Raw genomic sequence first — 22,517 nt, 5'->3', positions numbered from 1 at the left:
GCTGTTTCACCGGAATGTCACCGCCATTAATACTTCCGTCCGGAAGCATCACCGCGGCGGCGGGCCGGTCAGCCGCTCCAGGCGTCCAGATCGGCGGTGACCCGGAAGTCGAGACCGTCCGCCTCCGCGAGGTAGATCCGCTGCCGTACATGACGGCCCGTCAGCCGCAGGACGCCCCGGGCGCCCTCGTAGCTGACCTCGTCCGCGGTGCCCTCGATGGCCGGGACGGCCCAGGAGCCGGCCCGGGCGATCAGCGCGGCCAGCAGCAGGACGCCCTCGTAACAGGACTCCCCCAGACTGCTCGGCGCGGGGGCCGCGGGGCCGAACCGGGCCGCGTACCGGCCGTGGAAGTCCAGGGTGTCGGCGGTGGCCAGCGCTCCGAAGAAGCCGGCGGTGGCCGACAGTCCCCGGGTCCCGGCCACCCCGGAGGCGAGCAGCATGTTCTCGTCCATCAGGGTGGACAGCCGCAGCGCGCGCTGGTCCAGGTGGGCGGCGCCGAACGCCCGGTTGAAGCGCACCGCGTCGCTGCCCACCAGCAGCATCAGGACGGCGTCGGCCCCGGTGTACTCGATGCGGCGCAGGGTGGCGGCGAAGTCGTCGGTTCCGAGCGGCAGGTAGCTCTCGCCGCAGATCCGGGTGCCGCTCTCCCGGGCGTAGCGGCGGGCGGCGCGGGCGGTGCGGCGGGGCCAGACGTAGTCGTTGCCGACGACGTACCAGCGGCGTACCCGGCGCTCGGCGGCGAGCAGCCGCATGGCGGGGCGCAGCTGGCCGCCGGGGGTCTCGCTGGTGAGGTAGACGCCGGTGGTGTTCTCGCCGCCCTCGTACAGGGCGGTGTAGACGTACGGCACCCGGTGGGCGATCCGCGGGGCGAGGGCCTGGCGTACCGAGGAGATGTGCCAGCCGGTGACGCCCTGCACGGCGCCCGCGTCCACCAGGGCGCCCACCTCGGCGGCGACCCGGGCGGGTGGCGCGCCGCCGTCCACGGTGATCAGCCGCAGGGCGCGGCCCATGACGCCGCCTGCCGTGTTGATCTCCTCGGCGGCGAGTTCGGCGCACAGTTCGCAGCCGGGCCCGAAGATGCCGGCCGGGCCCTGGCGCGGCACGACGAGGGCAACACCGAGGGTGTCGGTGGCGGCGGGGGCGAGAGGTTCCCGGTACGTCACCCGGCCATCATGACGCCGTTTGTAGGATGGTCGTTCCCGCGGCCCGAGGAGCGAGATGTCCGTTGACGATCTGGCCACGCTGCTCACCCGTGCCGAACGGCTCGCGGCGCGCCGGCTGCGTACCGCTCTGGAGGGCACCGGCTGCACGGTGGACGCCTGGCGGGTGCTGTCGCTGCTGGCCGACGGCGAGAGCCACGGTATGACGGCGATCGCGGAGCGGGTGCTGCTGCCGCCGCCGACGCTGACCCGGCTGGTGGACCAGCTGGTGGACGACGGCTGGGTGCACCGGCGGGTGGACCCGCTGGACCGCCGCCGGGTGCTGGCGGCGCTGACCCCGCGCGGACTGGACCACTGGCGGCGGCTGCGCGACCGGGTGGCCGACGGCTTCCCTGGGCTGCCGGACGGTGCGGACGAGGAGGTGCTGGCCGCCCTGCTCGGCCGGCTGATCGACCGGCTGGAGCCACCGCGGAGCCCGGACGGCGTCGCGCCATCGGCGCGGCTCGGCGCGGGTTCCTGAGCGGCGGGGCGCGGTGCCCGGGGACGGGCGGGGCGTCAGCCGGGCAGCGTCATGAACAGGATCAGCTCCACTGCGGCTCCTTCCGCCGCCGCCATCCTCGCACGGCCCACACGACGGGAACCAGGGCCAGCAGCGCCACGGCGCCGGTGGTGAGCTGCCAGGCGGGGACGCCGAACCAGTGCAGCATCCGGTCCGTGTAGTGGACGGTGCGGAACGCGGTGTCCTCGGCGGTGCGGCGCAGCAGGTGGTCGCCGTCGATCAGGGCGGGCCGGGGGAATTCCTGCTCGATGACGGTCAGGAAGGTGTCCTCGCCCGCCAGGTCGCGCAGCGGGCCGGGGGCGGGCGCCAGCCGGCCGGCGAAGGTGATGTCGGGGCGGTCGCCGCCGATGGTGGACTGGGGTTCCATGCGGTGGCCGGAGAGCACGTAGAGGGTGAGGAGCTGTTCGGTGGCGGCGAGCCGGGACAAGCGCATGGGGTAGACGAGTTCGCCGGAGGCGAAGGTGAGGCTGATGGGGTCCAGGGTGCCGCCGAGGACGACGTCGGGGTCGCCGGCCGCGTCCGGGGCGAGCCGCAGCGCCACGTACTCCCACTCCTGCTCGACGTAGGGGGTGAGGGCGCCGGCCAGGGTGTCGGGGAGGGCGAAGCCGTTGCCGGCCAGCCAGTCGCCGAGGGCGGCGGGGTCGGTGGCGGTCAGCCGGGCCACGTCGAAGGGGCCGAGCCGGTCGCGGCTGACCACGTCCACGGGGGCGGCGCCGTCGCCCGGCGCGGCGCCGGCGTAGCTGTTGTCCCGCTCGCCCCGTGGCCAGTCGTCCTCGCGCGGCCAGAAGTAGTGGCGGACCCGGTACTCGGGGGCGGCGGCGTCGCGGAGGTCGTCGAAGAGGGCGGGGTCGCCCAGCGTGACCTCGGCGCGGCTGGGCACCGGCATGATCCAGGCGGCCTCGGCGGCGTCGCCGGTCACGGTGAGGCTCATGACGATGCGTTCGGTCTCGCCGTCCCAGTGCACCGCCGAGGTCTCCCGGGCGACGGTGAGCTGCTGCCCCGCTCCGGTGACCAGGGCGCCGCAGCCGCAGGCGTGCGCGGGCCGGGCGAGGGCGGCGAGCTGGGTCAGGAGCAGCAGCAGGACGAGCAGGACGGGTGTGCGGGCCGTGATGCGCATGTCTCCCCCGGGGTTCGATGGTTCACACGCTGTGGGCCGCCGTGCGGCCGGCGACGCGGCCGGAGAAGAGGCAGCCGCCGAGGAACGTGCCCTCCAGCGAGCGGTAGCCGTGCATGCCGCCGCCGCCGAAGCCGGCGGCCTCACCGGCCGCGTACAGGCCGGGTACGGGGGTGCCGTCCGCGCCGAGCACCCGGCCGCCGAGGTCGGTGAGCAGGCCGCCCAGGGTCTTGCGGGTGAGCAGGCTGAGCCGCACCGCGATCAGCGGGCCGGCGGCGGGGTCGAGCAGCCGGTGCGGCGGGGCGACGCGCACCAGCCGGTCGCCGAGGTAGCGCCGGGCCCCGTGCACGGCGGTGAGTTGGAGGTCCTTGCTGAACGGGTTGCCGATCTCCCGGTCGCGCGCCTCGATCTCGCGGCGCAGCCGGGCCTCGTCGACGAGCGCGTCGCCGGTGACGGCGTTCATGGCGCGGGCCAGGGCGGCCGGGTCGCGGGCTACGGCGAAGTCGGTGCCGTGGTCGAGGAAGGCGCGGACCGGGGCGGGGATTCCGGAGCGGGCCCGGCCGAGCACCTGGCGGATGCTCTTGCCGGTGAGGTCCGGGTTCTGTTCGGAGCCGGAGAGCGCGAACTCCTTCTCGATGATGCGGCGGGTGAGCACGAACCAGGTGTGGTCGTGGCCGGTGCCGGTGATGTGGGCGAGGGTGCCGAGGGTGTCGAAGCCGGGGAAGAGCGGTACGGGCAGCCGCTTCCCGGTCGCGTCCAGCCACAGCGAGGAGGGGCCGGGGAGGATGCGGATGCCGTGCCCCGCCCAGACCGGATTCCCGTTGTGGATGCCTTCGGTGTAGTGCCACATCCGGTCGCCGCCGATCAGCCGGGCGCCGGCGCGTTCGGCGACGGACAGCATCAGGCCGTCGACGTGCGCGGGCACACCGGTGAGCATCCGGCGCGGTGGGGTGCCCAGCCGCTGCGGCCAGTGGGCGCGCACCAGGTCGAGGTTGCCGCCGATGCCGCCGGAGGTGATGAGCACGGCCGGGGCGCGCAGTTCGAAGGCGCCGGTCACCTCGCGGCTGCTGGCGGCGCCGCGCGGTGCCGTATCGGGGGCGAGGACTTCGCCGGTGACGGTGTCCACCGCGCGGTCGGTGGTGGCGAGCCCGGTGACGCGGTGCCGGAAGCGCAGCGCCACCCGGCCGGCCGCGACGGCCTGCCGCACCCGGCGTTCGAAGGGGGCCAGCACTCCGGGTCCGGTGCCCCAGGTGATGTGGAAGCGGGGGACGGAGTTGCCGTGGCCGCCGGCGTCGCCGCTGCCGCGCTCGGCCCAGCCGACGACGGGGAAGAAGCGCACCCCCTGCCCGTGCAGCCAGGCGCGCTTCTCCCCGGCGGCGAACTCGACGTACGCCTTGGCCCAGCGGCGCGGCCAGTCGTCCTCGGGGCGGTCGAAGCCGGCCGTGCCCTGCCAGTCCTGCCAGGCCAGTGCGTGGCTGTCGCGGATGCGCAGCCGGCGCTGTTCCGGGGAGTCGACGAGGAAGAGGCCGCCGAAGGACCAGTGGGCCTGGCCGCCGAGAGAGGTCTCGGGCTCCTGGTCGAGCAGGATCACCGTGCGGCCGGCGGCGGCCAGTTCGGCGGTGGCGACCAGTCCGGCGAGGCCGGCTCCGATCACGATCACATCGGCGTCGTACGCCATGCCTGCCTCGTCCCGTCGCCTCGGCCGTCGCTGCTGTCACCGATCCTCGGGTCCCGGCGGGCCGCCGTCAATACACGTCCCGGCCCTACTGGAGGGTGACGCGGTGGACGGTGTCGCTGCCGGCTCCGTTGGAGGTGGAGACCCACAGGGCGGTACCGTCCGGGGTGGCCAGGACGGTGCGCTGGCGGCCGATCTCGCCCTGGTAGTACGCCTGCGGGGTGCCGGTGTCGGCGCCCTCCAGCGGGATGTGCCACAGCCGCTGGCCGCGCAGGGCGGCCATGTAGAGGGAGCCGTCGGCGTAGGCGAGGCCGCTGGGGGACGCGGTCGCGGTGGACCAGGTCTCCTTGGGGTCGGTGAACCCGGGCTCCCCGCAGACGCCTTCGCACTGCGGCCAGCCGTAGTTGTTGCCGGGCTCGATGAGGTTGAGTTCGTCCCAGGTGTCCTGGCCGAGTTCGGAGGACCACAGCCGGCCCTCGTCGTCCCAGGCCAGGCCCTGGGGGTTGCGGTGGCCGAGGCTGTAGACGGGGGTACCGAAGGGGTTGCCGGGGGCGGGCTCGCCGGCGGTGGTGATGCGCAGGATCTTGCCTTCGAGGGCGTCGCGGTCCTGGGCGAGCGGCGGGTCGGCGGCGTCGCCGGTGGTGGCGTAGAGGTGGCCGTCGGGTCCGAAGGCGAGCCGGCCGCCGTTGTGGATGGCGGCCTTGGCGATGCCGGTGAGGATGGGTTCGTAACCGCCGAGGGTGTCGCCGTCCCAGGTGAGGCGGGCGATGCGGTTGTCGTTCGCGGCGGTGTGGAAGACGTACAGCGTGCGGTCCTCGGCGAAGCCGGGGGATATCGCCAGGCCGAGCAGGCCGCCCTCGCCGCCGTGCACGACGTCCGGGACGGTGCCCAGGACGGTACGGGTGCCGTCCGGGGTGAGGTGGACGATGCGGTGGGTGTCGCGTTCGGTGTAGAGCGCGGAGCCGTCCGGCAGCCAGTCGGCGCCCCAGGGCATCGACCAGCCGGCCGACAGTTCCTCGATCCCGGCGGGCTGGGTGAGGGCCGCGGGCGGGGCGGCCTCCTCGCTCGCGGTGGGTGCGCCGCCGGTGGGCGGGGTGCCGGAGCCGGTGTCGTTCTCGGTGGCGCAGGCGCCGCCGGTGGTGAGCGTGAGGGTGGTGAGTACGGCGAGGGCGGCGGTGACGGTCGTCCTGGCGCGCCTGGCGTGCATGAACGTCTCCCCTTGGGTCGGTGGCGTACGGCGATCTGACCAGCCCCCACGGCGCTGTCGATCAGATCATCGGCGCACGGGGGCGTCAATGGGGTCCGGCGGGCGCCGGTCGCGGGCATCGCGCGGGCATTGACAGTGCCGCGCGCCGGTCAGCATGCTGGCCCGATGGCTGAGCCGCGGGTTTTTGCGTCGGTCGATGAGCTGCGGGCGGCGGCCGGCGCGCATCTGGGTACCAGTGACTGGCTGGAAATCGACCAGCGGCGGATCGGGCTGTTCGCGGAGGCGACGGGCGATCACCAGTGGATCCATGTCGATCCGGAGCGGGCCGCGGGCGGTCCGTTCGGGACGACCGTCGCGCACGGCTATCTGACGCTCGCCCTGGTACCGGAGTTCGTCCGGCGGCTGCTGCGGGTGGACGGGGCCCGGCTGGCCGTCAACTACGGCGTGAACCGGGTGCGGTTCCCGGCGCCGGTGCCGGCCGGCTCGCGGGTGCGGGGCACGGCCGGGATCCACGAGGTGGTGCCGGTGCCGGGGGACGGCGTGCAGCTCACGCTCACGGTGACGGTGGAGCGGGAGGGCGGGCACAAGCCGGTGTGCGTGGCGGAGACGGTCACGCGGTATTTCCTCTGACCGGCACCCGCCGTCAACGCACCACCGGGCGCTCCCTCCTGCGGGTGACATCGCACTGAAATTCTTACCCAATGGTGTGATAGTGGGTCAGAACCGGGTGTGATCATGCGCCGATGCGCCCTGCCACCCGTACCCCGCGCCGTGAGACCAAGGAGGCATGAAGGAACGGCGCGGCCCCAACGACCAGCTGCGAGCCCTACTGCGCGAGGCCGGCTGGACCCAGCAGGAACTCGCCCGCGCGGTCAACACGCTCGGCACCGAGACCGGCACCCCGCTGCGGTACGACCGCACCGCGGTCGCCCACTGGCTCTCCGGCACCCAGCCCCGCCACCCCGTCCCCCAGCTGATCGCCGAAGCCCTCTCCCGCCGCACCGGACGCCCCGTCACCGCCCGCGCGGCGGGCTTCCCCGGCGGAACCCCGCCCGATACCGGCGCGCTCCGTGACCGGCTGGGCGCCGTCCCCCGGTTCGCCGCCCTGTGCCGCACCGACGCGGACGGCGGGCGGCGCGCCACCCTGCTGCGCCAGCGCCCCTACCGGCTGGCGGACGCCGCCGTACCGCAGCCGGTGCCCGCGCCCCGGCCGCCGCTGCCGCCGGCCGCGCCCGCCGAGGGCACCCGGGCGCTGCACGAGGCCGCGGTCTTCTTCGCCGCCGCGATGCGCGCGCACGGCGGACGGCACGCGCGCGGCGCCCTCACCGTCCATCTCGCCGACGACGTGGCCCCGCTGCTCGCGGTGACCGGCCGGCCCGCCGCCGCCCGGGCCCAACTGCTCACCGGAGCCGCCCGGCTGGCCTTCCTGCTGGCCCGCATGTACGAGGACGGCCAGCGGCACGGGCTCGCCCAGCGGTACTTCACCACCGCGCACCAGCTGGCCGCCGAGGCGGGCGACCGGCTCACCTGGAGCCTGGTGCTGCGAGCCATGAGCACCCAGGCCGGGCGGCTCGGCCAGCTGCCGACCGCGCTGCGGCTGGCCGAGGCCGCCGCCCGCGCCGCCCGCTGGGCACCGCCCGCGCACCAGTCGTACATCCAGGCCCAGCTCGGTGTGGTCCTGGCCCGCTGCGGCGACCGGCGCGGCGCGCTGAAGGCGCTGGCCCGCGCCGAGTACGCCGGGCAGCGGGCCGAGGACGACCCCGGGGCCGGCGGGCCGTTCGACAGCTACCCCCGGGCCGGCCTGCTGTACCAGACCTCGCTGACCCTCCAGGCGCTCGGCGATCTGCCCGGCGCGCTGGCGGCCTGCCGCCGGGCGGTGACCGAGCGGTCGGCGACGGACCTGCGCGGCCACGCCCTCACCCAGGCGCGCTGCGCGCAACTGCTGCTGCACACCGGGCATCTGGAGGAGGCGTGCGGGGCCTGGGAGGCTTTCGTGACCGGCCGGGAGCGGCTGCGCTCGGGTGACGCGGAGCGGTCGCTGCGGGAGATGCGGCGCGCCCTGCGCCCCTACCGTGGGCAGCCCCGGGTGGGGCGGCTGCTCGCGCGGTCCGGGACCCCGACCGGGGAGGGCACGTTCTGAACAAAGGTTTCACCACCCGATGCGGTCCGGGTAGTTGACTTGTCACCCATCGATTCCTACGGTCACTCACAGGAATGATCGTCGGGACCGATGGGCGGGAGCACGCCATGGGCAGCGGAGAGCGAACGACGGTGACGACCGGCGGCGGGACCGGTCAGCTGACCGGTTTCGGCAACGAGCACAGCAGCGAAGCCGTCCCCGGCGCCCTGCCGGTCGGCCGCAACTCCCCGCAGCGCGCCCCGCTCGGGCTGTACGCGGAGCAGCTGAGCGGCAGCGCCTTCACCGAGCCGCGCGCCGCCAACCGCCGCTCCTGGCTCTACCGGATCAGGCCCTCGGCCGCCCACCCCCCGTTCACCCGGATCGGCAACGGCGCCCTGCGCGGCGCGCCGTTCGACGACACCGTGCCCGACCCCAACCGGCTGCGCTGGGACCCGCTGCCCGCCCCGCCGGCCGGCACCGACTTCGTCGCCGGGCTGTGGACCCTGGGCGGCAACGGCGACATCCGGCAGCGCACCGGGATGGCGGTGCACCTGTACCACGCCAACACCTCCATGAAGGACCGGGTGTTCAGCGACGCGGACGGCGAACTGCTGATCGTGCCCGAACGCGGTGAGCTGCGGCTGCGCACCGAGTTCGGGGTACTGCGGGCCGGCCCCGGGCACATCGTCCTCATGCCGCGCGGCGTACGGTTCCGCGTCGAACTCCCGGCGGGGGAGGCGGCGCGCGGCTACATCTGCGAGAACTACGGCCGGCCCTTCGTGCTGCCCGACCTGGGCCCGATCGGCGCCAACGGACTGGCCGCCGCCCGCGACTTCGAAGCGCCGGTCGCCGCGTACGAGGACATCGAGGGCCCGGTCGAGGCCGTCACCAAGTTCTGCGGCAATCTGTGGGCGACCGCCCTGGACCACTCCCCGCTCGACGTGGTGGCCTGGCACGGCAGCCATGTGCCCTACCGCTACGACCTGCGCCGCTTCAATGTGCTGGGCTCGATCAGCTTCGACCACCCCGATCCGTCCATCTTCACCGTGCTGACCGCGCCCTCGGACACCCCGGGGCTGGCGGGCGTCGACTTCGTGGTGTTCGCGCCGCGCTGGCTGGTGGGCGAGGACACCTTCCGCCCGCCGTACTTCCACCGCAATGTGATGAGCGAGTACATGGGGCTGATCGAGGGCGCCTACGACGCCAAGGCGGAGGGCTTCGTGCCGGGCGGCGGCTCACTGCACAACATGATGTCGGCGCACGGACCGGACCGGGAGACCTTCGAACGGGCCAGCGCCGCCGACCTGGTGCCGGCCAAGGTGGCCGACGGTCTGGCCTTCATGTTCGAGACCCGCTGGCCGGTGACCCTGACCCCCGCGGCGGTGAACGAGCACCGTCCGCAACACGGTTACGACAATGTGTGGGAGGGTCTTCAGCGGCACTTCACCGCCTGAGCCCCGACTCCCGGAGCGCGCCGTGACCGTCTTCGCACCCGATTCACTCGAACTGAACCGCAAACTGCCCCTGTGGTACCAGGTGTCCCAGTCACTGCGCGCCTCCATACTCGGCCGCCCGCCGCAGGCCCCGCTGCGGCTGCCGACCGAGGAACAACTGGCCGAGCACTACGGGGTCTCCGTCCTCACCATGCGCCAGGCCCTCAAGGAACTCGAACTCGAAGGGCTGATCAGCCGGCACCGGCGGCGCGGCACCTTCATCGAGCCGGCCGCCCGGCCCGGTTCACCGGTGCGGCTGCTCGGCTCGGTGGACGCCATCGTGGCCCAGCAGTCCGGCGAGAGCACCACCTTGCTGGAACACGGCCCGGTCCCCGTCCCGGTGGAGGTCGCCCCGCACTTTCCCGGCCTGGCCGAAGTGGTGGCCTTCCGGCGGCTGCGGTATGACCGGGAGAGCGGAGAAGCCGCCAACTGGGCGGAGAATTTGCTCCACCCGGAGGTCGCCGCGCGCATCACGCCCGAGGATCTGGAACGCTGGCCCATGACCCGGGTACTGCGGGACGTCGCGGGAGTGACGGTGGGCCGGATCGCCAACACGGTTCAGGCTCGGCTGGCTGACCCGACCACCTCGCAGCTGCTCGCGGTGCCGCTGCTGAGCCCAATCCTGCACATCACGGGGGTGGTGTACGACGAGAAGGGACGCACCGTGGATGTCGCGCGCATCCACTACCGGGGCGACCGCTTCTCCTTCGCCGTATCGGTGGACTCCTCCCCCGAGTGACGCGTGAGTGACCAGGCGGCTGGTACGGAAGTGACGTTCCGTATCAGCCGTGACTGCCGAAGAGCGTACGCCGCAGCCTCCGCAGCGGGGTGAACAGCCGCACCCGGGCACCACGGGTGGTGGTGCTCCTGGCGGACTGCCGATCCCGCGTTGTCAGCTCGCGCATCAGCATGGTGGCCTCTTCGGTCTCGCGCGCCGGCACGGCAGGTCCGGACAGCACGCTCAGATGGCGTTCCAGGCGCGTAGAGCTTGCGCCGCTCCCGCAATCGATCGCAGGCACTCGGGGCCTGCCGCGTGTTATCTGCTCCATGACTCTCCCACCCGTACGAGGGCACCCGGTCCGGGCAGAGTAACCCTAACGCCCCCCGAGTGCGCGTGGGTATCCCGGTCCCAGGATTCACCTTTCCCCACAAGGGTGTTGACGAACATCGTCCGTGAGCTGTTTTGCGACAGAAATCCGGATGCGGCGCCGCCCGGGCCCGGTCATCATGGCGGGCATGACCGCCCACCCCACGCCCACCGCACCCGGCGAGGAGGCCGCCCTGCCCGTCACCATCACCGACAGCACCGCGCCCGCCGACATCGTCGACATGCTGCTGGTCAGCGAATTCGCCTCCGGCCGGCTCCCGTACGCGCGCAGCCGCCGGCTGGAAAAGGTCCGCAAGCACCATCTCCTGCTGCCCGACGGCGCCGAGGTGCTGCGCACCGTGCGCGGCGACGACACCTACGCGGTGCTCGCCACCGGGCCCGGCTGGATGCTGCGTTCCCGGCGCTGGACGTACGGCGCCCAGGTGACCGTGATCGCCGGAAGTGATGAACTCGCGCAGCAGATCCTCAAGCAGACGGTGACCGGTGCCGAGGAGCCGCCGGATGCCGATCCCGGCAATGTGAGCATGGGTTTCTGGCACTTCTCCCCCGGCGGACGCGGCGCGGTGCGCACCACCCGCACCATCGCGGCGGAGAACTGGGAGACGGTACGCCCCGGGTACTCGGCGCCGGTCGCCCGGGCGATGGACCAGCTGATGGGGGTCACCGCGGCCGATGTGGCCGGCCGGCTCCTGCTGCTCCACGGGCCGCCCGGCACCGGCAAGACCTCCGCGCTGCGCACCCTGGCCCGCTCCTGGCGCCAGTGGTGCCAGGTGGACTGCGTGCTGGACCCGGAGCGGCTGTTCTCCGAGGTCGGCTATCTGATGGACGTGGTCATCGGCGACGAGGACGAGGACGAGGAGGACGGCGGCGAGCAGGAGCTGAGCTACGGCGAGGAGCGGGAGCCGTCCCCGGCCGCCGCCCGGCAGAGCCGCTGGCGGCTGCTCGTCCTGGAGGACTGCGACGAGCTGATCCGGGGCGGCGCGAAGGACGCCACCGGGCAGGCGCTGTCCCGGCTGCTGAACCTCACCGACGGTCTGCTGGGGCAGGGCCGCCGGGTGCTGGTGGCCATCACCACCAATGAGGACCTGGAGCGGCTGCACCCGGCCGTGGTCCGTCCGGGACGCTGTCTGGCCCGGATCGAGGTCGGGCCGCTGACCCGCCCGGAGGCGGTGTCCTGGCTCGGTACCGAGGAGGGCGTGCCGCGCGAGGGCGCGACGCTGGCGGAGCTGTACGCGCTGCGCCGGGGCGCCGGTCCGACGGCCGTGGAGGGCGCGCCCGCCCGCGAGCCGGCCGGCCTGTATCTCTAGACCCATGGACATCACGGAACTGCGAGAGCGCGCGGCGGCCGGTGAACGGCTGAAGTATCTGTGCTTCTGGGGCCACCGGCCGCAACGGGACGGCAGCGTGGGGGCCGGGTGCCTGAGCCAGTGGTGGCCCGCGCCGTTCACGGTGGCGGGTGAGGAGTACGCCACCGCCGAGCACTGGATGATGGCCGGCAAAGCCCGGCTGTTCGGGGACGAGGAGGCCCGGGCCCGGGTGCTGGCGGCCGGGCACCCGCGCGAGGCGAAGCTGGCCGGGCGTGCGGTGCGCGGCTTCGACGAGGAGCGGTGGCGCGCCGAGCGGTTCGGCATCGTGGTGGAGGGCAGCGTCCACAAGTTCGCCCGCCATCCGGAGCTGCGCGGCTATCTGCTGGGCACCGGGGCGCGGGTCCTGGTGGAGGCGAGTCCGGTGGATGCGGTGTGGGGCATCGGGCTGGCGGCGGACGACGAGGGGGCGCGTGATCCGGCCCGCTGGCGGGGGCTCAATCTGCTGGGTTTCGCGCTGATGGCGGCGCGGGAGCGGCTGCGGGCCGCGGCCCCGTCCCGGTAGCGGCGCGCCCGGTCCCGCCGGCCGGGGCGGCGGGGCGGCGGGCGGCCGAGGCGAGGGTGCTGACCAGCAGGGCCACGAAGGCGACGGCCAGCATTGCGTTGCGCAGCCCGGTGTGTTCGCCGAGCAGTCCGAGAGCGGGCGGCCCGGCGAGGAAGGCGAGATAGGCGATGGTGGCCACCGCGCTGACCCGGGCGGCGGCGTGGTGCGGGCTGTCGCCGGCGGCGGAGATGGTGACCGGGAAACCGAGGGCGGCGCCCAGGCCCCACAGCACGACGGCGACGGCTGCCAGGGCCGGGTGCGGGGCGAAGACCACGATCAGGATGCCGACGGCGGCCAGCACGGCGCTGCCGCGGACCACCACGACCCGGCCGAGCCGGGCGAGCACGAACTCGCCGCCGAACCGGCCGGTGGCCATGGCGGCGGCGAACAGGGTGTAGACGAGGGAGCCGGTGGTGGCGTCGAGGTCATAGCCGTCCACCATGATGAGCGGCAGCCAGTCGTTGGCGGCGCCCTCGGCCAGGGCCATGCCGAGCACGATGGCGCCGAGCATCAGGGTGCGCGGCTCGCGCCAGACGGCGAGCCGCTCGGCGCGGGTCAGCCGCGGCTCGTCGGTGGCGCCCGCGCCCTCGCGGCCGGTGCCGGCGGGCAGCTGCCGCACCGCCCAGGCGGCGGCGGGCGCGCACAGCGCGCTGATCAGCCACAGATGCCAGGAGACGGCGAAGTCGATGCCGGTCAGGGCGATGCCGCCGGCGGCGCCGACGACGGTGCCGGCGCTGAAGCAGCCGTGCAGGGCGGGCAGGACGGGCCGGGAGAGCGCCCGTTCGACGGCGGCGCCCTCGATGTTGACGGCGATCTCCATCAGTCCGCTGCCGGAGCCGAAGATCACCAGCCCGGCGAAGACCAGGCCGCCCGCGCCGGTGACGGCGCCGGTGCCCACCAGGACCGGTCCGAGCACGACGAGGGCGATGCCGGTGCCGGCGACGGGCCGGCCGCCGTACCGGGCGACCAGCTGGCCGGAGCCGAGCACCCCGATCATGGCGCCGAGGGAGAGCCCGAGGATCACCAGGCCCATGCCGGCGGTGGAGGCGCCGATGGCGTCCCGGATGTCGGGGGTGCGGGTGATCCAGGACGACATGGTGACGCCGACGATCACGAAGAGGACGAAGAGCCCGGCGCGCCAGCGGCGGACGCCGTCGGGCGAGGGCTCCTTCCGGCTGGTCACTGGCCTCTCCCCGGTGGCTCCTCGGTGCGGCGGATGCCGGGTCAGGCTGTCACGCGGTGCGGGGCGGCGGCAAGAACCCGGTGGCTGACGACCCGTCCGGCGGTATCCGCGGCAGTCCCGGTGACGGAGGGTCACCGGCCCCGCTGTGCCGGGTCGGCCGGTACTGTCCGCGCTCCAGTGCGACCCGCGGTAATTTTCCGCGCGCGAAAGTTCCCGGAGTCTACGCCCGTTGCACCAGGTCAGCGCCGTTTTCACTGGACTGGGCCACGGCCGGGTACCGAAGTCCCTTTACGAGCGCCGGGTTCGTGTGCGTGACTGTTGGCGCGAACACTTCAAGACACCGGAACGCATCACCCCCGTCCCCCCACACGACGACGCGGCGGCCCGGCGTGCCGCCCTGCCCCACGACCGCCGGACTGCTTGATTCGCTCTGTGGCACTCACCCCACATCTCTGTGCCAGGAGGTAGTACATGTCCATCCGATCCCGCGGCGCCGGATCCCGCCGGCGCCGGCTGACCCTCGGCGGCGTGCTCGCCGCGTCCCTCGCCCTGCTCGTCGCGCCGCTGACCGCCACCAGCGCGACCGCCGCCGACGCGGCCGGCGCGCCGGCCGGTGAGCCCACCACCCTGGAGGTGGGCGAGCTGAGCCCCGGTCAGGCCTTCATGGGCGCCGGCGAGCTGGCCCACGGCGAGACCCCGCAGGAGGACGAACGCCAGTTCATCCCGTTCGCGCCCACCGACGGCGTCCAGGGCATCGACGTCTCCCACTGGCAGGGGTCCATCAACTGGACCTCGGTGCGCAACGCCGGCATCCAGTTCGCCTGGATGAAGGCCACCGAGGGCACCACGTACCGCGACCCCAACTTCAACACCAACTACCCGAACGCCTACTACGCCGGGGTCATCCGGGGCGCGTACCACTTCGCGCTGCCGAACTCCTCCAGCGGGGCGACCCAGGCCAACTTCTTCGCCTCCAACGGCGGAGCCTGGTCGGCCGACAACCTCACCCTGCCCGGCGTGCTGGACATCGAGTCCAACCCGTACGGGGCCCAGTGCTACGGGCTGTCCACCACGCAGATGCGCAACTGGATCCAGGACTTCTACAACACGTACAAGTCCAGGACCGGCCGTGACGTGGTGATCTACACCTCGCCCAGCTGGTGGAACACCTGCACCGGCAGCTGGAGCGGGATGGCCAGCCAGAGCCCGCTGTGGGTCGCGCACTGGACCACCGCCAACAGCCCGACGCTGCCCGGCGGCTTCAACGTGCACACCGTCTGGCAGTACACCGACTCCGGCTCGGTGAGCGGCATCTCCGGCGCCGTCGACCGCAACCAGTTCAACGGCTCGCGCGACCGGCTGCTGGCGCTGGCCAACAACACCCCGTAGCAGCACCCGCGCCACCCGCAGGACACGCCCGGGGGAGCCGGCCCCTACCTCCGGCTCCCCCGGTGCTCTCCTCCCCCTCCCCCGCACGTTCAGCCCGAAGGAGATCCCATGTCCGATGCCGATCTCACCCGCCGCCGCCTGCTGCTGGCCGGCTCGGCCGGCCTGGTGGCGGGCGGCGCCGCCATAGCCCTCTCCGGCACCGCGCACGCCGCCCCCCGGGCGGCGGCGGTCGAACCGGACATCGATCCCACGGCCACCTGGGGCGCCCGCCCGCCGTCCGGCACCATCTCGGTCCTGGACAACCGGCCCGTCAAGATCATCGTCCACCACGCGGCCGGCCCCAACAGCACCGACTACTCCCGCGCCCAGGCCCACAGCCACGCCCGCTGGGTCCAGAACCTCCACATGGACGAGAACGGCTGGTCCGACACCGGCTACCACTTCGTCGTCAGCCGGGGCGGCTGGATCACCGAGGGCCGGCACGAGAGCCTGCGCACCCTGCGCGCCGGCCGGGGCCTGGTGCTCGGCGCGCACACCTCCGGGCAGAACTACGACGCCATCGGCATCTGCAACGAGGGCGCCTACCACGACGGGGCCACCCCGCCGCAGGCCCAGTGGGACGTCCTGGTCAGCCTGTGCGCGTACACCTGCCAGCAGTACGGCATCGCGCCCACCCAGCTGTACGGGCACAAGGACTTCAACGCCACCCTGTGTCCCGGGGTGCTGCACGACATGCTGCCGCGGCTGCGCACCGAGGTGGCGGCGGCCCTGGGCTGACCGGGCGCCCACCGTCAGCTCACCACCGTCACCGACAGCAGTTCGACGTTCTCGTCGGTGCAGCCGGTCACGCCCTCCTGCGGCAGGAACAGCGCCTCCGTCTCGTCCGGCGGATAGACGAGCAGACCGGCGGCCGGCGCGGGGCCGCACTCCGGGGCCGGGTAGTTCTCCGCCCGGGCGAGCCGCAGCCCCGCGCGGGCCGTCTCGCCCGGGGCCAGCTCCACCCGCTCCGCGGCCCCGCCCTCGGGGCCGCGGACGGCGGGCGCGCCGATCTGCTCGCCGCCCTCGGCGGTCAGCAGCGACACCCCGGGGTAGCCGGTCATCGAGCAGGTGGTGTCCCCCGTATTGGTGAACACCAGGGTGTACATCACCGATCCGGCACCGGCGTTGGGGTCCTCGACGGACAGCTCCAGCGCGTCCGCCGCGCACACCGTGCCCGCCGATCCGGTGGTGCCGTCCGCCGGTTCGGAGGCCGGCGGGCTCTCCCGCTCGCTCTCGCCGCCGCCCGGCTCCGGGTCCGGCTCGCCCGCCCCGTCCCGGTCCGTGTCGTCGGTGGGCAGGACGGCGGGGCCGTCCGACGGCGCGGTGGGCCGCTCCTCCGCGGGCGGTTCGGCGGCCACCGGGGGCTGTTCCCCGCCGCCCGAGCGCGCCATGGCGGCCACCACCGTCGTCCCGCCCGCCGACAGCACCACGGCCGCCGTGACCGCGATCACCCGGCGCCGGCGGCGCGCGGCGGCCCGGTACCGCAGGTCCTCGTACCGGCCCGGCGGCGGATCGAGCCGGACATCGGCCGCGTGGAACGCCTCGGCGATCTCCGAGGGCTCGTGCGGCTGGTCGGAATCACGTGCTGATCTCATGAAGTCCCCTCAAGGCCGTGCGCAGTCGCTCGCGTGCCTGGTGCAGATCACCCTTGACGGTGTTCGGGCGCCGGTGCAGCACGGCCGCGATCTCGCTGACCGGCAGGCCGGCGTAGTAGTACAGCAGCACCGGCACCCGCAGCCGTTTCGGCAGCGCCTCCACGAGGCTGCGCAGATCGAATCCCTGGTCGGCGGCCGGCGCGTGCTCCCGGCGCCCGGCGAGCAGCCCGCGTACGGCGCTGCGCTCGTGCTCCCGTGCGCGCCAGTGGTCCTTGACCAGGTTGGCGGCGACGCTGAAGAGATACGACTCCGGCCGGTCCACCGTGCGCCAGCGCGACCACAGGCGGGTGAACGCCTCGGACGCGATGTCGTGCGCGGTGGCGTCGTCGTCCACCAGCCCGCGGCACCAGCCGGCGAGCCGCGGGTAGAACTCGGTGAAGAACTCCTCTGCTTCGCTGTCCACGCCCCATGGACCCCGTTCCCCGGCCATCGGTTGTCACGAAAGGATAACGAAGGCGGGGGATCGCGGCGCCGGAGGGTTCCTTGACCACCGCGGAGCACTCGCCCATGCTGTGCCGCGATGTCCCGAACCGGGCATCCGTACCGACCGAGGAGACCCATGACCCACCAGGTTCGTGCTGTCGTCGCGCGGGCGAAAGGCGCCCCCGTCACCGTCGAGACGATCACCGTGCCGGACCCGGGGCCCGGCGAGGCGCTGGTGAAGGTCGAGGCGTGCGGGGTGTGTCACACCGATCTGCACTACCGCGAGGGCGGCATCGGCGACGAGTTCCCCTACCTCCTGGGCCACGAGGCCGCCGGGACGGTGGAGGCGGTGGGCGAGGGCGTCACGGACGTCGCCCCCGGTGACTTCGTCATCCTCAACTGGCGGGCGGTGTGCGGCCAGTGCCGGGCCTGCAAGCGCGGCCGGCCCTGGTACTGCTTCGACACGCACAACGCGCGGCAGAAGATGACCCTGGAGGACGGCACCGAGCTGTCGCCGGCGCTCGGGATCGGCGCGTTCGCCGAGAAGACCCTGGTCGCGGCCGGCCAGTGCACCAAGGTCGCCCCGGACGCGTCCGCCGCCGCCGTGGGGCTGCTGGGCTGCGGGGTGATGGCCGGCATCGGCGCGGCCATCAACACCGGCGGGGTCGGGCGTGGCGACAGCGTGGCGGTGATCGGCTGCGGCGGCGTCGGCGACGCGGCCGTCGCCGGCTCCCGGCTGGCGGGCGCGGCCCGGATCATCGCGGTGGACATCGACGACCGGAAGCTGGCCACCGCGCAGCGGCTGGGCGCCACCCACACCGTCAACTCCCGCGAGACCGACCCCGTCGAGGCGATCCGCGAGCTGACCGGCGGCTTCGGCGCGGACGTCGTCATCGAGGCGGTGGGCCGCCCGGAGACCTACCGGCAGGCGTTCTACGCCCGTGACCTGGCCGGTACGGTGGTGCTGGTGGGAGTGCCGACCCCGGAGATGCGGCTGGAACTGCCGCTGCTGGATGTCTTCGGGCGGGGCGGCTCGCTCAAGTCCTCCTGGTACGGGGACTGTCTGCCCAGCCGGGACTTCCCGATGCTCGTCGATCTCTACCAGCAAGGACGGCTCGATCTCGATGCCTTCGTCACCGAAACCATCGCCCTCGACCAGGTGGAGCACGCCTTCGACCGGATGCACCACGGCGACGTGCTGCGCTCGGTGGTGATCCTGTGACCACCGGACCCCGTATCGAACAGCTCGTCACCGCCGGCACCTTCTCGCTGGACGGCGGCACCTGGGACGTCGACAACAATGTGTGGATCGTCGGCGACGACGAGGAGGTGATCGTCATCGACGCCGCGCACGACGTGGAGGCGATCGCCGCCGCCGTGGGCGCGCGCACCCTGCGGGCCATCGTGTGCACCCACGCCCACAACGACCACATCGACGCCGCGCCGGCGCTGGCGGAGCGCACCGGCGCCCCGATCCTGCTGCACGCCGACGATCTGCCGCTGTGGCGGCAGACCCACCCGGACCGGGCGCCCGACGGCGAGCTGACGGACGGTCAGACGCTGACGGTGGCGGGCACCGAACTCCAGGTGCTGCACACCCCGGGGCACGCGCCCGGCGCGGTCTGCCTGTTCGCCCCCGCGCTCCAGGCGCTGTTCAGCGGCGACACGCTGTTCGCGGGCGGACCGGGCGCCACGGGCCGCTCGTTCAGCGACTTCGGCACCATCATCGTCTCGCTGCGCGAGAAGCTGCTGACCCTGCCCGGCGCCACCACGGTCCACACCGGGCACGGCCCGACCACCACCATCGCCGAGGAGGCCCCGCACCTCCCGGAGTGGATCGACCGCGGCTTCTGACCGCCCGGCCGCGGCGCGCCGCCGGACCGCGCGCCCGCCGTCCCGGCCGGTCAGCCGGCCGGGGCCCCGGGCCGGTCCCGGTCCCGGTCCCGTTCCCGGTCCTTGCGGGCGGCGGGGCGGGTGCGGTGGGCGACGGCCACCAGGGCCAGGGTGAGGGCGAGCAGCCCCGCCCAGATGACCCATCGTTCCGGCCACAGCGCGGGCGAGGTGCCCCCGTGGTCGTCCGGGTCGCGCCCGCCGTCCACCCCGGTCACCAGCACGGCCAGCAGCCCCAGGACGGTCGCCACCACCGCGAGCCGGCCGGCCAGCCGTACGGTCACCGGGAGCGGGTGGCCGCGCAGCCGCAGCCGCTCCCGGGGCCGCGCCGGGGCCAGCAGCCGCAGCAGGATCAGCGCGGCGATGGGCATCTGGAGCGCCCACACCAGGGTGCGGAAGGTGCCGTCGTACCAGACGTTGGTGCCGTACAGCAGGGTGTGCCAGACGCTGAGGACGTACACCACGATGACGAAGCGGTGCAGCGCCACCCACATCCGGGAGCCGGTGCGGTGCCGCAGATAGAACGCCAGGCTCAGCGGGATGGCGAGATAGAGGGCGAGCAGTCCGATCAGGATGGCGATCCGGCCGGTGCCGGTGGCGTACCCGCCGGGCACGAACACATCCACGAACGCGGTCCACAGGCTGCGGCCGGTCCCCCAGCGGGTCAGGTTGTCCCGCAGCTGGTCGCCGAAGAAGAACGCGGCGTGCAGGAACATCAGCCCGATGGTGGTGAGGCTGGTGGTGCGGTGCCACTTCTCCAGCCGGGTCACCGGCAGCCACCGCCAGCGCGGGTACGGGCCCGAGCGCAGCAGCCCGAAGACCACCGTGATGTACGCCCACAGCAGCGCCGACCAGCCGAACGCCTGGCACATCCAGTACATCCAGTACTCGGCCGGGTTCTCCATGTGCGGCATCAGGGAGAGGGTGGCCGAGGTGCCGCTGGAGATCCGGGCGTACAGCAGCCAGTAGATGAGCCCGGTCGCCAGCAGCGCCAGGGAGGCGTCCGGTACCGCGCCGCGCAGGTCGGCCCGCAGCCCCGCCCAGTCGAAGCGGCCCCGTTCGCGCGGACCGCGCGGCGGGCGCGGGGCGGCCGATACCGATCCGGAGAGTTCCGGCATGTCCGGGACACCACTTTCCGTATGCCGAGGGCAGGAGGGCACAGCTGCGATGCGCGCCGGGCCAGGCGCCACCGGCGATGGACAGTAGCCGGGTTCGGGTGGAGCGGGAAGTCGCTGCACGGGAGTTGGCCGGTGCCGGACAGCACGGGAACGAACTCCCCGCCGCGCACGACCTCTCAAGGTGAGGGGCCGCGCGGCGGACCGGCCGGGAGCGCGGCCAGGACCGGACAGCGGCGGGTTCGCCGGGCCCGGCGGGAACTTCCCCGGACCGCGGGCCGACCGATGTCAGGGGCCGTGGCGGCGCGGCCCGTTCCGCACTCTTCTCCCGCGCCGCCGCGCTCGGCCCGGACCGCAGGATGGCCGCTCAACCGACCCTCGCGGAGGACGCGTGATGCAGAACCACGGACCGGAGACCTACGGCGAGCTGAACGCCGACGTCTACGACGCTTGGCACGCCGAGCTGGACCCCACGGAAGCCGTCCGTTCCCTGGCTGCGCTCATCGAGGAGGGCCCCGCCGGGCCGGTCCTGGAACTCGCGGTGGGCACCGGCCGGGTGACCATCCCGCTGGCCGCCACCGGGGTCGATCTGCGGGGCATCGACGCCTCGGAGGCGATGGTGGCGCGGATGCGGGCCAAGCCGGGCGGGGAGCGGATCCCCGTCACCATCGGCGACATGGCGGATGTGGATCCGGGCGGTACGGACCGGTTCGCGATGGTGTTCGTCGTGTTCTCCACCTTCTTCTTCCTGCTGACGCAGGAGGAGCAGGTGCGGTGTTTCGGCAATGTCGCCCGGCGGCTGCTGCCCGGTGGCCGGTTCGTGCTGGAGTGCCCGATGCCGGACGTGGGGCGCTACCGGCGCAACCAGAATCTGGAGGTGCACCGGGTGGACCTCGACCGGGTCCGGCTCACCGCCGTCCGGCACGATCCGGTGGCGCAGCGGTTCGACGGGCACCATGTGCTCATCGGCAACGACGGGATCCGGCTGGCGCCGGCGTCGATGCGGTACGCCTGGCCCTCCGAACTCGATCTGATGGCCCGGCTGGCCGGGCTGGAGCGCCGGTACCGGTGGGGCGGCTGGGGGCGTGAGCCGTTCACCGCCGAGGGCGGCCACATCTCCGTGTACGAGAAGCCGGCGGCGTCCTGACGCCGCGGCGCGCGGGGCGGTTCGCGGCCGGGGCCGCCCCGCGCACGGGCCACTCAGCCGCGCCGCGCGCCCGGCAGCCGCCGGGCGGCCAGCAGAAGAAGCGGCGGCAGCAGGACGCACTGGGCGGCGACCAGCAGCCAGAAGCCGGGCAGCGCTCCGGCCTCCTCCAGCAGCCCGTACAGCCGGCCGCCGATGAGCCCGCTCAGCAGGGAGCCGAGACCGACCGCCAGCCGTTGCTGGCCGAAGGTCACCGTCGCCGAACGGCGCGAGTGGGCCAGCGCCTCCAGGTCGTTCTTGAGGAACAGCACGGCGGTGCCGGCGCTCAGCGCGAGGGCCCCGGCCCCGATACCCGCCGGGTGGCCGGTCGCGAACGCCGCCATGCCGGCCCCCGTGCAGGAGAAGCCGATCGCCAGCGCCACCGGATAGCGCAGCGGGCCGATCCGGCCGGCCAGCAGCGGCTGGAGGACCGCCAGGCCGAGCGCGTACCCCATCATGACCGCGCCGAACACCGCGGTCGCCAGCCGGCCTTCCGCGTAGACCGCCAGGTACTGGTAGAACTGGAGGTACAGGTAGTGGGTGAGCACGGTGACCGCGAAGGGCAGGCCCGCGAGGCCGTGCAGCACCCGGCGGAACGGCTCCACCGGTGGCGCGTCCCCGTCCCGGGGCTCGGGCCGCAGGAGAAGATGACCGGCCGCCAGCAAGGCGTACAGCACGGTGGTCAGGGCGAACAGCCGCCCCGGCTCGGCCAGGAACAGTGCGCCGGCCACCGGTCCGAGCGCGATGCCGAGGTTGCCCGCGGCGTTGCCTGCCGACAGCAGGCGGGGACGGCGCCCGGGCGGTGCCGCGTGCACCAGATAGCCGCGGAACGCCGGTGAGTACAGGGCGCCGGCCCCGCAGCTGAGGAAGAGGCCGAGCACCGTCAGCGCGGGGCGCCCCGCGCCGTACAGATAGGTCACCGCGCCGGCGCAGTACAGCCCGGTGGCCAGCGTCAGGGACCGCTTCAGTCCGGCGCGTTCGGCGAAGGCGGCGGTGAACGGCGCCCCGGCGAACTGCACCAGGGTCGCGGCGCCCAGAACCAGGCCCACCTCGGCCATACCGGCGCCCAGCCGGTCGCGCAGCAGCACCGCCAGGTACGGGTAGACGGCGAAGGTACCGAGGTTGACGAGGAATCCGCCGGCCAGCAGGGCACGGTGCGCGCCGCTGAGGGACCGCCCGGCGCGATCGGCCGGAGCGCGGCGCCGGGCCGCGCCCGGGGCGGGCGCCGGGCGCCCGGCCCTCACCCGTGGCTCCCGCGCCGGCCGGGTGTCCCGCGCGCCGGCCGCAGCCGGCCCGG

22 protein-coding genes are annotated in these 22,517 nt (G+C 73.9%); 12 read left to right on the top strand and 10 right to left on the bottom strand.

The window, feature by feature from the left end; all coding sequences use genetic code 11:
* Nucleotides 1-68: 68 nt before the first annotated feature.
* Nucleotides 69-1,163: a substrate-binding domain-containing protein gene (locus BM385_RS05095; RefSeq protein ID WP_093842314.1), complete on the bottom strand. Its 1,095-nt coding sequence runs from the start codon at nucleotides 1,161-1,163 to the stop codon at nucleotides 69-71.
* A gap of 55 nt (nucleotides 1,164-1,218) precedes the next feature.
* On the opposite strand from BM385_RS05095, the gene BM385_RS05090 reads away from it, so the two are divergent.
* Nucleotides 1,219-1,680: a MarR family winged helix-turn-helix transcriptional regulator gene (locus BM385_RS05090; RefSeq protein ID WP_093842313.1), complete on the top strand. Its 462-nt coding sequence runs from the start codon at nucleotides 1,219-1,221 to the stop codon at nucleotides 1,678-1,680.
* A 61-nt stretch (nucleotides 1,681-1,741) separates the two neighbouring features.
* On the opposite strand, the gene BM385_RS05085 is transcribed toward BM385_RS05090, so the two are convergent.
* From BM385_RS05085 to BM385_RS05075, 3 genes are all read right to left on the bottom strand, one after another.
* Nucleotides 1,742-2,836, bottom strand: coding sequence for a DUF2330 domain-containing protein (locus BM385_RS05085; protein ID WP_093842312.1), 1,095 nt, complete (start codon nucleotides 2,834-2,836; stop codon nucleotides 1,742-1,744).
* A gap of 22 nt (nucleotides 2,837-2,858) precedes the next feature.
* The gene (locus BM385_RS05080) at nucleotides 2,859-4,511 is read right to left on the bottom strand and encodes an FAD-binding dehydrogenase (RefSeq protein WP_093842311.1); all 1,653 of its coding nucleotides are present in this window, start codon (nucleotides 4,509-4,511) and stop codon (nucleotides 2,859-2,861) included.
* Between the two features lie 85 nt (nucleotides 4,512-4,596).
* Entirely contained in the window at nucleotides 4,597-5,715 is a 1,119-nt protein-coding gene (locus BM385_RS05075) for a PQQ-dependent sugar dehydrogenase (RefSeq protein WP_093842310.1), read from the bottom strand.
* A 165-nt stretch (nucleotides 5,716-5,880) separates the two neighbouring features.
* Here BM385_RS05075 and BM385_RS05070 point away from each other — a divergent pair, with 165 nt between their 5' ends.
* The 4 genes from BM385_RS05070 to BM385_RS05055 all read left to right on the top strand — a co-directional run bounded on the left by BM385_RS05070 (nucleotide 5,881) and on the right by BM385_RS05055 (nucleotide 10,066).
* The gene (locus tag BM385_RS05070; RefSeq protein WP_019436096.1) at nucleotides 5,881-6,345 is read left to right on the top strand and encodes a MaoC family dehydratase; all 465 of its coding nucleotides are present in this window, start codon (nucleotides 5,881-5,883) and stop codon (nucleotides 6,343-6,345) included.
* 157 nt (nucleotides 6,346-6,502) lie between these two features.
* A complete protein-coding gene (locus tag BM385_RS05065; protein ID WP_019436097.1) occupies nucleotides 6,503-7,855 on the top strand; it encodes an NsdA family TPR-like regulatory protein in 1,353 nt (450 codons plus the stop codon).
* Between the two features lie 107 nt (nucleotides 7,856-7,962).
* On the top strand, nucleotides 7,963-9,288 hold the full coding sequence (gene hmgA, locus BM385_RS05060; RefSeq protein WP_093842309.1) for a homogentisate 1,2-dioxygenase: 1,326 nt from the start codon (nucleotides 7,963-7,965) through the stop codon (nucleotides 9,286-9,288).
* 22 nt (nucleotides 9,289-9,310) lie between these two features.
* Nucleotides 9,311-10,066, top strand: a complete 756-nt coding sequence (locus BM385_RS05055; protein WP_019436099.1) for a GntR family transcriptional regulator — start codon at nucleotides 9,311-9,313, stop codon at nucleotides 10,064-10,066.
* Between the two features lie 43 nt (nucleotides 10,067-10,109).
* Here BM385_RS05055 and BM385_RS05050 read toward each other — a convergent pair whose 3' ends face one another.
* Nucleotides 10,110-10,376: a hypothetical protein gene (locus BM385_RS05050; RefSeq protein ID WP_037756741.1), complete on the bottom strand. Its 267-nt coding sequence runs from the start codon at nucleotides 10,374-10,376 to the stop codon at nucleotides 10,110-10,112.
* A 187-nt stretch (nucleotides 10,377-10,563) separates the two neighbouring features.
* Between BM385_RS05050 and BM385_RS05045 the strand changes: the two genes are divergently transcribed.
* Both BM385_RS05045 and ybiA read left to right on the top strand, forming a co-directional pair.
* Complete coding sequence (locus BM385_RS05045; RefSeq protein WP_037756754.1) at nucleotides 10,564-11,742, top strand: DUF5925 domain-containing protein; 1,179 nt, start codon at nucleotides 10,564-10,566, stop codon at nucleotides 11,740-11,742.
* A gap of 4 nt (nucleotides 11,743-11,746) precedes the next feature.
* Nucleotides 11,747-12,304, top strand: a complete 558-nt coding sequence (gene ybiA, locus BM385_RS05040) for a riboflavin biosynthesis intermediates N-glycosidase (protein ID WP_019436102.1) — start codon at nucleotides 11,747-11,749, stop codon at nucleotides 12,302-12,304.
* Here the strand turns inward: ybiA and BM385_RS05035 are convergent.
* Nucleotides 12,237-13,526 carry an MFS transporter gene (locus BM385_RS05035; protein WP_093842308.1) on the bottom strand — a complete coding sequence of 430 codons (1,290 nt, stop codon included), beginning with the start codon at nucleotides 13,524-13,526 and terminating at the stop codon, nucleotides 12,237-12,239. The two genes, ybiA and BM385_RS05035, sit on opposite strands and share 68 nt — an antisense overlap.
* A 471-nt stretch (nucleotides 13,527-13,997) precedes the next feature.
* Here BM385_RS05035 and BM385_RS05030 point away from each other — a divergent pair, with 471 nt between their 5' ends.
* Both BM385_RS05030 and BM385_RS05025 read left to right on the top strand, forming a co-directional pair.
* Nucleotides 13,998-14,915 carry a lysozyme gene (locus BM385_RS05030; RefSeq protein WP_019436104.1) on the top strand — a complete coding sequence of 306 codons (918 nt, stop codon included), beginning with the start codon at nucleotides 13,998-14,000 and terminating at the stop codon, nucleotides 14,913-14,915.
* A gap of 108 nt (nucleotides 14,916-15,023) precedes the next feature.
* Nucleotides 15,024-15,692: a peptidoglycan recognition protein family protein gene (locus tag BM385_RS05025; RefSeq protein WP_019436105.1), complete on the top strand. Its 669-nt coding sequence runs from the start codon at nucleotides 15,024-15,026 to the stop codon at nucleotides 15,690-15,692.
* Nucleotides 15,693-15,706: 14 nt separating this feature from the next.
* Here BM385_RS05025 and BM385_RS05020 read toward each other — a convergent pair whose 3' ends face one another.
* Nucleotides 15,707-16,549, bottom strand: a complete 843-nt coding sequence (locus BM385_RS05020) for a DUF4232 domain-containing protein (RefSeq protein WP_019436106.1) — start codon at nucleotides 16,547-16,549, stop codon at nucleotides 15,707-15,709.
* Complete coding sequence (locus BM385_RS05015) at nucleotides 16,533-17,039, bottom strand: RNA polymerase sigma factor (protein ID WP_051131240.1); 507 nt, start codon at nucleotides 17,037-17,039, stop codon at nucleotides 16,533-16,535. The genes BM385_RS05020 and BM385_RS05015 overlap by 17 nt, the downstream gene beginning before the upstream one ends.
* Nucleotides 17,040-17,168: 129 nt before the next feature.
* On the opposite strand from BM385_RS05015, the gene BM385_RS05010 reads away from it, so the two are divergent.
* Together BM385_RS05010 and BM385_RS05005 are read left to right on the top strand one after the other, a co-directional pair.
* Nucleotides 17,169-18,254, top strand: coding sequence for an S-(hydroxymethyl)mycothiol dehydrogenase (locus tag BM385_RS05010; RefSeq protein WP_019436108.1), 1,086 nt, complete (start codon nucleotides 17,169-17,171; stop codon nucleotides 18,252-18,254).
* Nucleotides 18,251-18,886, top strand: coding sequence for an MBL fold metallo-hydrolase (locus tag BM385_RS05005; protein ID WP_019436109.1), 636 nt, complete (start codon nucleotides 18,251-18,253; stop codon nucleotides 18,884-18,886). The genes BM385_RS05010 and BM385_RS05005 overlap by 4 nt, the downstream gene beginning before the upstream one ends.
* Before the next feature lie 50 nt (nucleotides 18,887-18,936).
* On the opposite strand, the gene BM385_RS05000 is transcribed toward BM385_RS05005, so the two are convergent.
* On the bottom strand, nucleotides 18,937-20,040 hold the full coding sequence (locus BM385_RS05000; protein WP_019436110.1) for a ferric reductase-like transmembrane domain-containing protein: 1,104 nt from the start codon (nucleotides 20,038-20,040) through the stop codon (nucleotides 18,937-18,939).
* A gap of 391 nt (nucleotides 20,041-20,431) precedes the next feature.
* Here BM385_RS05000 and BM385_RS04995 point away from each other — a divergent pair, with 391 nt between their 5' ends.
* The gene (locus BM385_RS04995; protein ID WP_019436111.1) at nucleotides 20,432-21,184 is read left to right on the top strand and encodes a class I SAM-dependent DNA methyltransferase; all 753 of its coding nucleotides are present in this window, start codon (nucleotides 20,432-20,434) and stop codon (nucleotides 21,182-21,184) included.
* A gap of 53 nt (nucleotides 21,185-21,237) precedes the next feature.
* Here BM385_RS04995 and BM385_RS04990 read toward each other — a convergent pair whose 3' ends face one another.
* Nucleotides 21,238-22,464, bottom strand: a complete 1,227-nt coding sequence (locus BM385_RS04990; protein ID WP_254791438.1) for an MFS transporter — start codon at nucleotides 22,462-22,464, stop codon at nucleotides 21,238-21,240.
* Between the last annotated feature and the right edge of the window lie 53 nt (nucleotides 22,465-22,517).

Source organism: Streptomyces harbinensis (assembly GCF_900116145.1).
In the GTDB taxonomy this organism is placed as follows: Bacteria; Actinomycetota; Actinomycetes; order Streptomycetales; family Streptomycetaceae; genus Streptomyces; species Streptomyces carpaticus.
This window is presented reverse-complemented; position numbering and strand designations above follow the sequence as displayed.